The sequence below is a fragment of the Cohnella candidum genome, assembly GCF_003713065.1.
GTDB classification, from domain to species: domain Bacteria; phylum Bacillota; class Bacilli; order Paenibacillales; family Paenibacillaceae; genus Cohnella; species Cohnella candidum.
Genome location: NZ_CP033433.1, coordinates 2,401,508 through 2,417,864 on the forward strand (window position 1 = coordinate 2,401,508; position 16,357 = coordinate 2,417,864).

Annotated in this window: 9 protein-coding genes; all 9 read right to left on the reverse strand. The window is 53.5% G+C overall.

Translation table 11 applies throughout. The features are described from left to right. Positions 1 to 81 precede the first annotated feature (81 nt). On the reverse strand, positions 82 to 465 hold the full coding sequence (locus EAV92_RS11385) for a DUF309 domain-containing protein (protein WP_123043693.1): 384 nt from the start codon (positions 463 to 465) through the stop codon (positions 82 to 84). Positions 466 to 512: 47 nt separating this feature from the next. Then, positions 513 to 1,316 carry a GTP diphosphokinase gene (yjbM, locus tag EAV92_RS11390; RefSeq protein WP_123041197.1) on the reverse strand — a complete coding sequence of 268 codons (804 nt, stop codon included), beginning with the start codon at positions 1,314 to 1,316 and terminating at the stop codon, positions 513 to 515. Between the two features lie 3 nt (positions 1,317 to 1,319). Further along, positions 1,320 to 2,432, reverse strand: a complete 1,113-nt coding sequence (locus EAV92_RS11395) for a quinone-dependent dihydroorotate dehydrogenase (RefSeq protein WP_164472931.1) — start codon at positions 2,430 to 2,432, stop codon at positions 1,320 to 1,322. 320 nt (positions 2,433 to 2,752) lie between these two features. Continuing rightward, on the reverse strand, positions 2,753 to 4,234 hold the full coding sequence (locus EAV92_RS11400) for a L,D-transpeptidase (RefSeq protein ID WP_123041199.1): 1,482 nt from the start codon (positions 4,232 to 4,234) through the stop codon (positions 2,753 to 2,755). A gap of 58 nt (positions 4,235 to 4,292) precedes the next feature. Further along, positions 4,293 to 4,649 (reverse strand): response regulator, encoded by a 357-nt coding sequence (locus EAV92_RS11405; protein ID WP_123041200.1) that lies wholly within the window; start codon positions 4,647 to 4,649, stop codon positions 4,293 to 4,295. 29 nt (positions 4,650 to 4,678) lie between these two features. Further along, entirely contained in the window at positions 4,679 to 5,194 is a 516-nt protein-coding gene (locus EAV92_RS11410) for a chemotaxis protein CheX (RefSeq protein WP_164472734.1), read from the reverse strand. Beyond that, positions 5,184 to 7,751, reverse strand: a complete 2,568-nt coding sequence (locus EAV92_RS11415; protein WP_123041202.1) for an ATP-binding protein — start codon at positions 7,749 to 7,751, stop codon at positions 5,184 to 5,186. The genes EAV92_RS11410 and EAV92_RS11415 overlap by 11 nt, the downstream gene beginning before the upstream one ends. A 116-nt stretch (positions 7,752 to 7,867) precedes the next feature. After that, positions 7,868 to 11,749, reverse strand: coding sequence for a cadherin-like beta sandwich domain-containing protein (locus EAV92_RS11420; protein ID WP_164472735.1), 3,882 nt, complete (start codon positions 11,747 to 11,749; stop codon positions 7,868 to 7,870). A gap of 185 nt (positions 11,750 to 11,934) precedes the next feature. Then, on the reverse strand, positions 11,935 to 16,203 hold the full coding sequence (locus tag EAV92_RS11425) for an InlB B-repeat-containing protein (protein ID WP_123041204.1): 4,269 nt from the start codon (positions 16,201 to 16,203) through the stop codon (positions 11,935 to 11,937). Positions 16,204 to 16,357: the final 154 nt, after the last annotated feature.

The following is a 16,357-nucleotide window of genomic DNA, read 5'->3' on the forward strand; positions in this document are numbered from 1 at the left end:
GCCGGTTGGCGAGCCCCTTCGGATGACCTCTCGTCGCAAACAGTCCCGTATGTCCGTTTCCGGTTCGAATCTTAAGGTTCATTATAGCGTACCGCCGATACGATCGACCAGACCGGCATCGACGATTTTCAGCAAAAATCCTTCAAACGGCGCCGACGACGGATTCTCCCTAAGCACGGCCAGCGACTCCTCCAAACGGGAACGCAAATCGTCCAAATCGAGCCCGAGCACGACGGCCGGGTATCCCGTCAGCTTCCGTTGCGCCTGCTCCATCAGCTTTACGGCTCCGGCGCGGTTGCCGTTGTTCCAGTGGTGCAGCCCGACTGCCGCTTGAAGCAGCCCTTGGAGCAGCGGATGCCGTCCCTCCTCGAGCCACAGCTCTTCCATCAGCTCGTGGCACTCGAAGTAGTCGCCGTCCACGTTAAATTGATACGCGAACTTGGCGAACCTCGGATCATCCGCCACGTCTGGCCATCTTACGCGTGCACCGGAAAATTCCGCGCCGTCCACGGTCAGTGACCTCCGCCTTTATTCAGCCGGCTCAACGCATCCTGGATTTCCGCGGACAGATCCTTCAGCCCGCGAATATCCTCCTGCTCCCACAGCTCGTTAAAACGCAGCTGAAACTGGGCGGCCTCCCGGATTTTCCGGAAGAAATACAGCTCCTGGATCGCGTTCAGCACGTTCCGGACGGTTCCCGCGCTTTCCTCGAACTCCTGCTGGGCATCCACGATTTCCTGGCGGATGCTCGACATCTCCGTATCCAGCAGGGACGCAGCCTCGGCGGCGGCCCGCAGCCGCTCGCGCACGTGCGGAGGCAGCTGCTCCTTATATTTGTAATTGAGAGAGTGCTCGATCGTCGCCCAGAAGTTCATCGCGAGCGTCCGGATCTGGATCTCGGCCAGCACGGGCATGGAACCGAGAGAGGTTTGCACCGGATACTCCACGATCAAATGGTGGCTGCGGTACCCGCTGTCTTTGTAATTCGTCACGTAGTCCTTCTCGTATACGAGCATCATGTCCTTGCGTTGACGGATCATCTCCGCGACCTTGCGGATGTCGTCCACGAATTGGCACATGATGCGGATGCCCGCGATGTCTTCGATCCCGGTTTCGATCCGGTCCAGCGGAACGTTCAGCCGACGCGCCTTCTCCAGGATGCTGGAAATTCTCTTCACGCGTCCCGTCACGAATTCGATCGGCGCGTATTCGTCCCTCGCTTTCAATTCCTTGCGAAGCGACTTGAACTTGATTTTCAGCTCTTCAACCGCTTGCTGATAGGGCAACAAAAACTTGCCCCAGTCCCGTCCGTCCATGGCTTACCTCCTGACTTGCCCGCCCCGATGATCGGCTCCGACCGCTTGCGTGATCCTCGAGTAGCCGTCCTGCTTCAGGCGTTCGCGAAGTCCCTTGTGGATTTCGCGAAGCACTCCCGGCCCCCGATAGATCAAAGCGGTATACACTTCGACGAGGCTGGCTCCGGCACGGATTTTCTCGTAGGCGTCGTTCGCGTCGAAAATGCCTCCGGACCCGATGATCGGCAATTTACCTTGCGTCAATGAATATAGCGTACGGATGACTTCCGTGGATTTCTTCGTAAGCGGCCGTCCGCTTAATCCGCCGGTTTGGCCGGCGTGGGCGTGCGTAAGGCCGTCGCGCCCGATCGTCGTGTTGGTGGCGATAATGCCGGACACGCCGCTTTGTAGGATCGCTTCCGCCATATAGCCCAACTGTTCGTCCGAGTTGTCCGGCGCGATTTTCACCAATACGGGTTTCGGCGCTTCGCCGTGGCGTTCCGCCTGAACGGCCATTTCGTCCTTAACCGCCGACAGCAAGGAAAGCAGCTCGTCCCCGTGCTGCAAGGCGCGCAGGTCCGGCGTATTCGGAGAACTGATATTGACGACGAAGAAATCCCCGTACGAAAACAGCTTCTGCAGGCAGGCGCGGTAATCGTCCGCCGCCCGCTCGTTCGGGGTGACCTTGTTTTTGCCGATATTCACGGCGAGCGGAATCCTCCGGCGCTTCAGGCGCGAGAGACGCTCGGCCATCGCGTCGGCCCCTTCGTTGTTGAAGCCCATGCGATTGATGAGCGCTTCGTCCGGAGGCAGCCGGAACAACCGCGGAAGCTCGTTGCCGGGTTGGCCGACGGGGGTTACCGTTCCTACTTCCATAAAAGAAAGGCCGACCCGGGAAAATCCGGCGACCGCTTTCGCGTTTTTATCCAGTCCTGCCGCAAGTCCCACCGGGTGGGCGAAGTGAAGTCCGAATAAATCGACCGCCAGGTCCGGCGTCTCGCCGACTCCCCAAGCCGCGGATAACAACGGACCGACGCCGGGCACGCGCGAAGCGGCTCCCATGCCGTCCACGATCAGATGATGCGCCGATTCCGGGTCCATTTTGAACAAAAAAGGTTTCGCGATACGATAGAGCAATGAATTCGACATCCTTTCGTGCCTTTCGGGTAACAGTTTAGCCTTTTCCCAACAAAAAGAAAAGGGCGGAAGGCCCGACCGTGCCGCTCCTTCCGCTTCCTATCTGGTTTTTTAGGCGGAAAACGGTTACAATGGGGACGAACAACCCTTATTCATCGAATGGAAAGGTTGATGAGGATCATGAGCCATCATGCGAGGAAAAAACCGCCTATAATGCGTGCCAAACAACAAGATCAAGTCAATAAGAAAGCGTTGATCTGGATCGGCGTCGCGTTCGGCGTCATCGTCGTTGCGGTCGGCGTCATGCTCGCGCTGAACGTTTAAGTCAACCAATCATACACCTTGCGGGGGTTTGTCTCGTCCTGCGTCGAGGGCAGCCGGAATCTTTCCGGCGGCACGCGCGTCTCGGACGGCAGGCCCCCTTTGACTATCGTGACGGGCGTTCCTTTGGGCACGAGGTCGTAAAGCTCCTCCAAATCTTCCTTGGCCATCCGGACGCAGCCCTGCGATTCGTCCTTGCCGATGCTGTCCGGCTTGTCCGTCCCGTGGATGCCGTATCGCGTGTCCGACAACGTCATGCCCCGGCTACCGAAAATGCCGTCGGACCGGCCGTTCGGATTCCGGACTTTCTCCGAGATGATGAAATTCCCCTCCGGCGTTCTGTCGCCGCCAAGCCCTACCGCGTAATTCCTCAGCAAAACGTTCCCGCTCATAACCGCAAGCCTGTGGTTCGTTTTATCTACGATGATATGAAGAGGCTCGTTCGTAAGCGGGGCCAACTGACCGGACGGCTCGGCGCCGCTGGAAGCCTCGGAGCCTGCTTGCTGCGGCCAACCGACGGTCAGCGGAACTTTTCCGTCTTTCTTGTCGTCCAGCACCCGCTTCAATTCATCGAACCACTTCGACATCTCTTCCGTCCAGCCGGCTACCGTGTTGTTGGGATAGTTACCCGCCAGGGCTTGCGGATTCGCCGGCCAATTTCCCGTATCCCGCTTATACTCTATCATCGCGGAGCGCAGCAGAAGCTTCGCTTCCTGCTCCGGCTTCCACTTCTCTACCACTTGACGCGCCTGTTTCCCGTCCGCCGTTGAGCACCCGCACCATTTGGCGTCGTGCCATAAGGTGACGGCCGAGCCCGGCGTTCCTCCGGACGACGTGCTGGCGACCGGCTCCCCGCTGTTCACCCAGTCCGTGAAGTCGCCAAGTCGAGGCGCCCGAACGAGCAGGGCATTCGACTTACCGGCGGAAGCCATCATCCCGGCATAGAGGGCCAATCCCTCCCGGTCGGGCTCGGCCGCACCCGCGATCGTGTCGAAACCGAGATCGCCCGGAGCGGCGGCTGGGCTGGATGCAATCGGCGAGGCGTCAGTCGTCTGTTTGCCGGGTGCCGCCGGCAATGTTACCGCTGCTTCCTCGTTTGCGTGTTTTCGATCCGGTTTCGCCGAAATGCCGGCGTAAATCAAATAACCCGAAACGAGAAACGTCAGTGCGGCGGCCAGTACCAGCCACTTTCCTCCGCGCTTCTTGGATTGCGGCTCCTTCCGCCAAACCTGCTCCGACTCGGGCAAGCTCGGGACCGGTTTATTTTCGAACGCTTCGTAAATTTCACCGGCTTGGCTGAAGCAATATATGGCTTTGGACTCTTGGCCTTTGGCTTCGTACTGCTTGCCGAGCAAATACCAAGCCATGCGGCTGTCCTCGTGTTTAAGCAAATAATCCTTAAAAGGAAGCGCATCTTCGACATCGGGCACGCGGTCGTAGAAATCCTTCAACCGCTGCTCCAGCACATCTTCCTCTTTCATGTCCGCCACCTCCTCATCTATATATCGGAGTGGATGGCGCGGGGATTTACTGCCCGGTCTACAACACTTTCTGAATCGCCGCGAGCAGTGCAGGTCCTTCGATCGGCTTCACCATATACGATTTCGCGCCGCACTTGATCGCTTCGAGCACCTGCGCCTTCTGGCCGATGGCGCTGACCATGATGACCTTGGCTTCCGGGAAAACCTTCAGCAAGCCTTTCAGCGCCTCGATCCCGTCCAAGTGGGGCATGCTGATATCCATCGTGACGATGTCCGGAGAGTGGAAAATGTAGTTTTGCAGCACTTCCCGGCCGTCTGCGGCTTCGCCGACGACCTCGTGACCCGCGCGTTCGAGTATCGTCCGGATGTTTTTTCTCATAACGCCGGAGTCGTCGACAATCAATACTTTAGCCATTCGGTTCTCCTCCACCATTCTCTCTCTTCTTACCCTCTTACGGTCACGATGCTGGCGAGCTCCGCCTTGTCCATTTTGGGGATGTAGATCCAACGGCAGCGACCGTGCGGCGCTGCGTAAGGCTGGGATTGGAACACGTTTGCGCGCATGCCCATGTCCCGCGACAAGAGCATCAGGGGATTACCCAAGTAAATGTCTAAATCTTCAATTTCCCGCAGCGAGTGGGCGGTGACGATATTGGCGATTTCGGCCACGACCTCCACCGCATATTGGCCGGCTTCGACGTCGTTGATTTCCTCGACCATGAACCGTTTCGCCAATTCGCGGGACAGGCTGTGGTCGACGGAAAACAGAAATCCGCCCTGTATGCCTCCGGACACCTGGATGAAAGCCGTCACGTCTTCCAATTCAAGCTCACGTTGATCGGCCGACTCGGCGCCTAACCTCTGTAATCCGGATAAGCCTATTTGAGCCAAGTATTGCTCCGCCGCATTCAGCAGCAACGGGAACAATTCCGGCGTTCCTTCCGTTCGTTCAAGCCCCAACTTGCTTCTCTCCTTTCCATGCCGCGTCCGGAATCCGGAAAACAAACGACGTTCCCCGTCCCCTCCGCGTACTGATCTCGATGCGTCCACCCAACTGATCGAGTTCGTCCTTGACGACCGACAGCCCGACGCCTCTTCCGCTCCATTCGCTGATTTGGCGGGACGTGGACAATCGTTCTTCGAAAATGAGCTGCAGCGCCTCTTCGTCCGACATGCCGGTCGTGTCCATCCCCTGGTTCGCGGCTTTGGCTCTTAGCGCTTCGGGATCGATTCCCCGGCCGTCGTCTTCGAACACGATGCGAACCTCGTCTTCGGCACGTTCGACCGCGAAGGACACGGTGCCGTACTCGTCTTTTCCGTTGTCCAGCCTCTCATCGGGCGGTTCGATTCCATGCACGACCGCGTTGCGAACGACATGCACGAACGAACGGGCGAACCCGTACAGTCGGTCGGGGTCGACCGGTACGTCCCCGCCGCGAAGCACGACCGGATGGAGCAGCACGCCGGTGCGTTCCGCCAGTTCCGTCAAATAAGCCGCGTATGGCCGGAATAAGGAGCCGGCAGGCCGGTAGCGCCAGGTGTGGAATTCCTCCAGCCAGGTGCGGTCCTCTTGTGCTGCCAGCGTACGTTCGAGCACGGACTCGATTTGGCTCCATTGCGATTTGTTCAGCTTGATGCCTTCTTCCGTCAGCAGGGAATCGTAGGAAGCGCCTAATATGGAGCGGAGTTGCTGGATATCTGCTTCCAGCCAATTGGCCATCGACTGGTCCCGCAAGTAGGTCGTCAAGCGATCTGTCATGAGCGAGGGATCGTTCATGCGATCCTGCAGGCCGGATTCCAACTCATGCAGGTACGGCACGATGTGCTGGAATTGCAGGAAAGCGAAACTACCCTTGAATGTATGGATTAATCGGTAGATCGAAGCCGCTTTGCTCTGAGCCGTTTCGTCCGAGGCGAGCAGTTCCCACATTTCCGTCGTATGGAAGCTTTCGAAATCCCGAAGCACGCTCGACAAATCCTCCGGGTGCGTGACGACTTGGACGACCATTTTCAAAATACGCCGTTCTTGCTGCATGAGATCCTCTAGTTGTCTCGTCTCCGTCATATCCGTGAGGATCGCCATGATGGACGTGCCCGTTGCGAAATCCTCTTGAATGCCGGAAGGGCCTTGGAGCGGAACGAATTCGATTTTGGCGGTCCGTTTGCCGATCCTGACCTCCTCCGGCAGCAGGGAGAAAATCATCTCTTTCGCGAGAGGCGTCTCTTCGGCGTGATAGTCGGTCAAGATGGACCGGATCAATTGGTTCTCTTCCGGGTCGTCCGGATACAGCAGGTCGGGCAGCGAACGGCCCGCCGGTTCGAAGCCGAACAGCCGAACGCACTCCGCGCTGAATTCGTCGTTCACCGTGAGATCCGGGCCGAAAGAAAGGAATCCTTGCCGGGCATGGTCGAGCAAGTTCCGGATTTCGGCCGTTCTCCGCTCTACCGTTTGCTCGAGCAGTCGGTTCCATTGGATGATCTGCTGGAAGGCTTGGACGATGGCAGCCTCGGCCTCTAACACGTGTTTCGGGATTTCCTCGATCTGCTTGCCCGCGGCCACTTCTTGCAGCGATTGCGTGAATTGGCGGAGAGGCAGCACGATCCTCCGACGCAGCAAATACATGACCAGAATGACGAGAGCCGCCAGGATGCCGATCAAGTAAAGCATCAACGTTTTCTGGTCGTCAGCCGCTTGCGTTGCCGACACGGAAGGACTCTGCGTGTGGAGGACGCCTACGTTTTGTCCGGACATATCCAGGAGTGACGCCGCATACCGGTTGATGTACGTGCCTTCGCTCCGGTCCATTTGGAAGTTGTGGCTATTGTTGTCGCGCAATTGGGCGAGAAGCGGCTGCAATTGGTCTTGGTCGTAACCGCCTGGCGTAGACAGGTACTGCCCCGCGTCCGTGAGAATGGCGATATCCGTCTGCAGCATCGAGGACAGAGACTTCAGCAGGTCCCCGGTCAGCAGTCGGCCCGTGATCAGCATGCCTTGCGGCGGCTGCTTGCCTTCTTCGTCCGTGACAGGCGAAACCGCGACAGCTGCGAGGCCTCGGGAAGTATTGAGAATGCCGAAAAACTTCCCTTCCTTGGCGATACGCTCAAGGATCACGGGATATTTTACTTGCGTCGTCAGTTCCTTGACGTCGCCGGCTTGTACGAGGATATTGCCTTTCAGATCCGCCTCTGCCGCGAAGTCGATCTCCTGCACGATTTTCGGCATGTCACCTATGTTGTCCTGAAGCCACTGCGTGTCCCGCTTCCGAATCGCCTCAAGGTTGTCCGCCCAGTAAGCATTCGTGACCGTAATGCCGAGAATGGATTCCCCGAGGTTTTCGATGGCTTTCGCGGCGGATCGGCTCGTCGCCTCAGCTTTCTCTTGCTCCATCCGTTTCATGTGATCGAAGCTGTTGAAGTAAAAGAAGACTTGGAACGCCATCACGGGCAAAACGACGAGCAGCAAGATCCAGATCAACAGCTCGGCCATAAAGCTTCTGCGCTTGCGGGTATGGGACATGGAGGCCTCCAAAAGTGACAAGTTTTACCTGTCTATTATCTCGCAGAGGGTAGGGTGCTGTCACCAAAAATCGACAATAAAAACCCCGTTCATCGCAGCGATGAACGGGGATTGATTTAAGCCGATTCTCCAGACGGTCTCGTGAAGTATACGTCGTAAGACATCCTCTTGCCTTCCGCATCTTCTACAACGACCCTTACGCTTGCGATGTAAAAGGTACCCGGGTCCGGCAAGTTAATAAACCAATCGTCGCCCACCTTGGATACTTCGCCGCTATCGCCATATACTCCGACAATAGAAGTATCTGCGTCAGCGGTGTTTACGTTTAACCGTACTCTCGTTGTGAGATTGCTTACGGATCCGCCATAGCCAAGTGGATTCGTTTCATCTGGTGTTGGACTTAAGCTATACGGCGTTTCGTAGGTAACGTCCGTGACGGATACACCTATCAGCTTTAAGCTGTCCGGGATATGATCAAAGTAAACCCAAAGAACGTGATTCCGGTAGTCATTGCGGATCGGATCGTAGTACTCCAAGAACACGGTCTTTACGTTTTGGCCTTGAGAATCGATTGTGTACGCGCCATCGCCATCATACGTCAGGAAGGATTGTCCCATCGCATCGACCTGCATATCGGCGTAATATACATCATCGAAGCTTAATTGGATGGAGTCGGTATCACCTGCGAAAATAGCAAATGTGTCCTCTTCCGTCGGGATGACGGAACCCTCGTCACCCCACATGAGATTGTTCCATGCTAATGCCGGGATCGAGTACGATTCGGGAATGGACCCTCGAACGATAACAAGATCCGTATACTCGCTGACCGAATGCGGATCGTCCGGTACGTACAGCTGGAACCTGTTGAATCCGGGAACGAGCGAATGGATTTTGAAGGAAGTATGCTCAGCATCGAACTGAGCTAATTCATCTCCACTGCCGCCTGCCCCTTCATACAAATATCCTTCCGCGCCTTCATTTTCGAGATAGACGTTCAGGGTAACCGAATCTTCGTCTTCGGGAACGAAAATCACATATCTCTTTGGTTCATCCGCAACGATGGAATCTTCAAGTCTGACCCATCTCGCGGAATAGCCATCTTCATAAGAGTAGCCCCAATCCGCTACGCCTTCCGGATTGTCTGCCCTATAAATCGTTAAATGGTAAGTATGGTGATAGTACCCGCTAGGATCCTCTACATTGATTTTCACGAAGTTGTAGCCATAATCCAACGTCAGCGGACCGCAGCCGGACTCGGATAACGGGTAACACGACTCGTCGTTTTCGTCCGTAATCTCGACAAAATAACTTCCGTCTACAGGATCAACGAATTCGAATCCTACCGATCCGACTGCGGCATCTACCTCTAAGTAATGCCCGTCGATAAGTTCGAATGGCGGAGCGTCTCCATTACCGCCATCTCGAATGTTAAACGGAGTGGCGCTTAAATTCGGAACCTTGCTTGTTCCGTTAATGAACCACAACTCGATATTGTAGTCATTGACTTGCAGGTCATCCGAATCCAAAACTTTAAGGAAATACTGATTATCCCCATTTACGACTGCCGATTCAGGCACTTCCATTTCGCCTTCTGCGCTGCTTACGGCAATCGTGTGATGGTCTGCATCCTCAAGAACGGCATGGTCAGCACCGGCTTCGGAATCGAAATCGAGTTTCATTCGGAATCCAGCGGACCCAGACGCCGCATCCGCAACGTATCTGTCCCAACCACTACTGCTGAAACCAGTATTGCGGAATGGAAGTTCCGTGCCCGATCCGTCCAGAACTTGCCACGAAAGCAGGCCGTCAGGAAGCTCACGATGGATATGCATTTGATAAATTACGGTTTGATGTAAAGAATTGAGTGTCTTGACGACGACATCGAAATCGCCATAACGTTCAATCTCGACGCTATTGGCTGTGAGACTTTCTTCTTCGCCGTTTACCTCTACCGACAGGATTTCTGAACCTTCCGCAGGAGTCGCTTCGAATTTAAATCTATGAATTTGTTTGTCCATAGGGCCGATGTTATATTCCGTTTCGGTCGGATTAAATCCGAAATCGTAAGGTTCATATCCTTCGGTTCGAATTTTCATTCCGAAATCTTGCAGCCCGGGCGTTACGGTCCGGCGAAGTACCAGACGATAGAGCTGGGTATGACTTTGGTCGAACGAGGTTACTTGAACGTTGACCACCGTATCGCCCGTCTCGTTCAAAGTCACATGGTACCCATCCGACTGTCCGGTGACTCCCGTATTGTCACTTTTGTAAAGACTAATAAAAGCTGAGTATGTCCAATCTCTCGCCGGTTGGGCACTGACCACAACCTCCGACGCAGTAGCCGGAACGGCAGCCGTATAAGTTAATGTGGTGACATCGTAATCGGCGTTGCTGCCGTTCACTTTCACACTCGTTAAAGAATAAACCTTGCCATAGCCCTCCGGTATTCTAACTACGTTAATCGTGAAGGGTCCCGTTACGATCCCGCTGGACGACTTCACTTTAAACAGGAGTTGGGATTCTCCCAACGGCAAGGTCAGCGGTATGGAAGTACCATAAGCGTATTCCGCTCCGCCAAATACGATTTTGGAAGAATATTCGGTTGGATAAACCGTTAAAGACGCAATGGTAAGCGCTTCTGGGAGGTATGCCTTCCAAATCGTCTGGCTCTGGTTTTGCGGAAAGGTCGCGTAGTACTTGCCCGAATTGTTTATGCTGGCGTAGCCGGCAAACGAAGAATTGGTGATCGGTGTACTTGGAGTCGTACTCGTAGAAGCCGACGGCGTTGGCGCAGGGCTTGAGGCAGCAGCTGCCGCCGCTGCGTCTTTAGCAAAACGTGCTTTCTCCGCCTCCGACAATTTCTTCTCGTATTCTTCTTGAGCTTTCTTCTTTCTTTCTTCCTCTGCTTTGCGGTTCGCCTCTTCTTTGGCTTTCCGCTCCGCTTCCAGCTTCTTGGTCAGCTCTTCGTTTTTCTTGCGCTCTTCTTCCTGTTTTTGCTTTTGGATCTCGGCTTGCTTTTGGGCTTCCTCGTTCTTGCGGCGTTGATCCTCTTGCTTTTTCTTTTCCTCATCGCTGAGGATCTGGTCCTTCTTGCTGAGATCGATCTTTACACCCGTCTGGGCTTGAGCTTCGGATACCAATTGATTAACCCGATCTTGCGAAATTTGTCCGCTCTTAACAGCGTTGTCGACGATTGCGCCAAGGAGGTTCTCCACGTTCGTTTTCTTGCGGTTGAGGTCAGCAGTATTCTGCTGTTCCGTACCTTCAAAATACTGATCCAGCTTTTGCTGGTTTTCTTTGACGATATCACCGGATGCAGAGACAATCGCCTCTACGATGGATTTATCGCTTTGCTGCATCAGCAATTCAAGGTCAACTGGAGCGATCGTGACCTCGCCTTGCTTCTGTTCACCTTGTGTGATTAATGCGTTATCACCGGGTTTCACGTCTTGAGCTTCCGAATTGCCCGTCGCCTGCGTGTGCACAACACCTGCGGCTACCGTGAGTTTCGTGGCCCCTGTGCTAGGATCGACGGAAACAAGAAGGTGCGTTCCACGAACACCCATTACGGCCGTCGGAGTTTCAAGTGTAAACTCGTCGTTCTTGGAAGCGATGGATTTAACGTCTACCCATGCCGTTCCGTTAAACATACTGACCTTGGTCCGCGTACCATTACGGTCGGACAATTTAGAAAACGTTAAAGTCGTATTCGCCGAAACGGACATTTTGTCGTCTTCGGATGTGCCGTTAGAGAATTGAAGAATCGCGGTACTGTTGGCAGACGTCGTCACAACGTCCCCTTCATTCAGGCTCATTTTCGAGAACGCTTTGAATTGCTTCGAGCCTCCCGCCTTCTTCACCTGAACGGTTCCCGTCATGAACTTGATGACGGCAACTCGCGATGTCGCTGCATGAGCAGTCTGGGCGGACAAATTGAATAGTGGTAGTAATGCGATTAAAAACGCCAAAAGCGGTAAAAACCCTTTGCGAAATTTCATGTGCGTCTCTCCCTTATGTATGATTCCTGTCGATATATGGCGAATTCCGGCAAAAATATTGGTTATTATAGGCATCTCACTCGTATTATCGCTTATCCGCCCGATTTTTGTCACCTGTTTTCTTGGGATAAAAAAGGCAGCTTACACCCTAGGTGACGAGTGCAAGCTGCCTCAAAAAAGAACCGTTAATGACCGATCTGAAGGTCGAGTTGATACGTGTGGGAAACACCGGAAGTGTCGACAATCGTGATCGTAAAATGGTTCAATCCCGCGTCGACCATGTTGGCTGCTACGTATATGTCGCCATGTGACTCCGTTATCGGGCTCTTCGAACCGTTTTGTACGGTTATGGAGGCAATGCCGTAATTCGTAACAGGCTTAATGGTGAACCCGAAAATATCGAACAGTTTCAGCACCGTAGCTCTATGGATATTGTCGGAACCAGCGATGGATTGCGTAAGGAACAGCGGCAGGTTCTTGAAATTTATAGACATTTCAAACCGAGAGAGCGTGATTGGAGTATCCAAAGTCCACTTTGCATACAGAACCATATTCCCCGTAACGGCCGTGTTAAAGTCGAACCCTATCGTCAAATCACTGTCGGTGTACCAGCCTACGAACAAGTATCCCGATTTCGTTGGTGCGGTCGGAAGCAGGACCTGTTCGCCGTAGTTGACCGACTGGCTATTGATCGATGATCCGCCATAAGTGACGAACGTGACCGTGTAGGTTTCCGGTATCCACTTCGCATACAACGTGATACTTGATGTGATACCGGAATTGAAATCGAAAGTCGTCGATAAGGTGTCGTTCGAATACCAGCCGGCAAAAGAGTAACCCGTTTTCGACGGAGCAACCGGTTCGGAAACCTTCGCAGAATAATTTACGTTCTGGCTGCTGACGGACGTGCCGCCGTTGCTATTAAAGGTAACCGTATAACCGTTTGTAGCCCATTTTGCGTATAGCGTCACATTTTGGGTCAGGGTCAGCGTGTCATTTGCGGTGTAATTGACTCCATTTCCATAAGGCGACGTATTCCATCCAGCGAACGTGGAACCCGTTTTCGTGAGATTTCCAGTGTTACCTGCAATCGTCACGGTCGTATTCGCATTTTGAGTAACCGAAGAAGGTACGCTTCCGCTATCGTTGCCATTACCGTCATAGGTTACCGTGTAGCTGTTGATCGACCATTGGGCGTACAGGGTGACGTCAGCAGAGAGCGTGAATGTTGCCCCTGGGGCATAAGACGTTCCGCTTCCGTCTGTTTTCGTGTTCCAACCGGCAAAAGAATATCCGGACTTGGTCAGATTGCCCGAGTTGCCGGCTACCGTAACAGTTGAACCATCATCTTGGTTGACACTTACCGGAACAGAGCCGTTGGTATAACCGTTTCCGTTATACGTCACCATGTAGGCGTTGATCGCAAACGTTGCTGTCACGTCGATATCAGCCGTTACGTTGGTGTCCGTACGCGCTGCCGTCGTAACGCCGTCGCTCCACTTCACGAAGTGGTAACCCGGTTTCGGCATCGCTGTTACCGTCGTTCCATTCGAGCCGTTGTTTACGGTTTGCGGAGTATCACCGTCAATCGAGCCATTCGTACCGGCCGTGTATTTCAGCGTGTACGTGTTGATCGCGAACGTTGCCGTCACGACGATATCAGCCGTTACGTTGGTATCCGTACGCGCTGCCGTTATAACGCCGTCGCTCCACTTCACGAAGTGGTAACCTGCATCCGGCACTGCCGTGACCGTCGTACCTTCAGATCTACTTTCCACGGTTTGCGAAGCAACTCCGCTAATCAAACCATTCGTGCCAGCCGTGTATTTCAGCGTGTACGTGTTGATCGCGAACGTTGCCGTCACGTCGATATCAGCCGTTACGTTGGTATCCGTACGCGCTGCCGTTGTAACGCCGTCGCTCCACTTCACGAAGTGGTAACCTGCATCCGGTACTGCCGTGACCGTCGTGCCATTCGAGCCATTGTCCACGGTTTGTGAAGCAACTCCGTTAATCAAACCATTCGTGCCAGCCGTGTAATTCAGCTTGTATGTGTTGATTGCGAACGTCGCTGTGACGTCGATGTCACCCGTTACGCTCGTATCTGTACGTGCTGCCGTCGTAACGTCGTCGCTCCACTTCACGAAGTGGTAGCCTGCATCCGGTACTGCCGTGACCGTCGTACCATCAGACCCACTTTCCACGGTTTGCGATATGTCACCGGTTATCTTCCCATTCGCTCCAGCTTGGTAGTTTAGTGTGTAAATAAGAGTCCGATTTAAGCTAAGAGAATAGGTATTCTTAACAGTCGCATCCGCCCCTTTGACAGTAACCGTTCCCGTAAAGGTAGACTGTCCGGCAGAAAGCGGATAATTGAAACGCTCCCCATACCCTTTCTCTTCGCCGTTCCAGAGGATCTTGTCAGACGGATCGCGCGTATAGAACTCGAGAGCTGCGCTCGTTGCATCCGGCGCAACCGAAGCGGTGAAGCTATTGTTGGCACTCGTCGCAGTAGAATCATTCACCCGCACTCCGAGCAAATCTGCCGAACCATCATCCGCCGCAGATTTCCAAATCTTAAAGGTATAACTCTTTAATACGGTCGGCTCGGGGTCTGCCGCAACCAGGTAGAACGGTTGAATCGAAGCGACTAATCGTTTGTTGAACTGCGAACTTCCGACCTTCGGAACCAGACTAACGACGACCTCGTTGTATTGGTCTCCCAATGAAACATTGAACGATTGACCTCCGTCATAATCGCCTATGAAAGATCCGTTTACTGTAACCCGTATCTTCATATTACTAGCATCTTCAGCACTGCCGAATGCCATCGTTACGCTATTTGTACCGCTCGTCACCGGCGGCACGACATAACTGAGTTTCGACGGATCAAATTGGATACCGAGGTTGCTCGGCAATGTAACCGAACTAATCGCGTCATCTCGATGTACCGTTAAAGAGTATGTTTTCGTGTTTCCATTCTCTGCAGTCACTTGGATCGCCACAGTCGTATCCGTTCCGGGGGATCCAAGACTGATATTCGATGCCGACCCGCTTCCGCTGGCAATTCCGTTTACCTTAACCGTTGCCTTCCCGGAATCGGACACGGTTGGGGTGATTTGCAAGCTTTGAACGGACTTCAGTACACCCACATAATAACTCAGCGTCGATCTCGAAAAAGATAGGACTCCGGGATTCAAGGTAATGCCGGCCAAATCCGCGTTAGTCGATTTTGCAATGTTCCCAGGAATCGGATTCGGAGGCGAAACCGGATCCAGTCCTTCCAGCTTCCGCTTGTCCTCCTGGTACCGAATTTTCTCAGCTACAGCCAGCTTATCGAGATAGGCTGACTCCGCATGTTTCTTCTTGGCTTCTTCCGCTTTGCGGTTGGACTCTTCTTTCTGCTTGCGCTCTTCTTCCAACTTCTTCTTAAGCGCCTCTTCTTGTTTGATACGCTCTTGCTCTGCCTGCTTGTTGGCCGCCTCTTCCTTCTGTCTCTGGTTCTCCTGTTTTTGCTTATCTTGTTCGCTTAGTTGCTGACCCTTCTTCGACAAATCGATTTGCACGCCCGACTGGAGTTCAGCTTCATGGATCAAGGTATCGACCCGTTCTTTCGTTAGAACGCCGCCTTTTACCGCGCTGTCTGCGATTGCTCCGAGCAGGTTCTCGATATTGGATTTTTTGCGATTAATTTCTTCCGAAGTTTGAGCTCCCGCGTTATTAAAATAACGTTCAAGCTTTTCTTTATTTTCCTTGACGATATCTCCTGCCGCTTTGAGAATGGCTTCAACGATGAAGGGCTCGTTTTGGAGCATCAACAAATCCAAGTTGACGGGAGCGATAGAAATCTCGCCGGCACCCTTGTCACTCTTGAGCATGACGGCTTTCTCTGACGGATAAACATCTACCGACTCGGAATTTCCTTTGGGCGTCATGTTAACAACACCCGCCACGACCGTAAGACGACTGATGTTGCTCATCGGATCGACGGAAGCGAGCAAATGCGTACCGCGTACGCCCATGATAGCCGTCGGTGTTTCGATGGTAAACTCGTCGTTTTTGGAAGCGATCGATTTCACGTCCACCCAGGCTGTACCGTTCAACATGCTGACCTTCGTCCGCGTTCCTTTCTTGTCGGAGAGCTTGGAAAATGTCAGTGTCGTGTTGGCGGAGACCGAAATTTTATCGTCCTCGGTTGTACCGTTCGAAAATTGGAGGACAGCCGTGCTGTCCTCTCCGGTGAAAAGAATGTCCCCTTCGTTCAGGCTCATTTTCGTGAAGGCCTTGAATTGTTTGGTGCCCCCGGATTTCTTGACCTGAACGGTACCCTTCAAATCTTTAATAATGGCTACGCGCGAGGTCGCAGCATCTGCCTGATTCGCAAATATCCCTGCGATAGGCAGTGCGAAGAGTATGAGGGCTAAGAAACGAATGAGTCCAGCTCTTATTTTCATTTGGCCACTTCCTTCCTTACTTACTTTCGGCTTTACACAATAAGAAACCCGGAACTTACGCTGTTCCGGGTGGTTGAGACTAAGAAGTCGTTCTATCGGATGTTTCTAGTTCGCTAGCTTCATTATATCGCAAAATTTGTATTTTTTCTGTAAT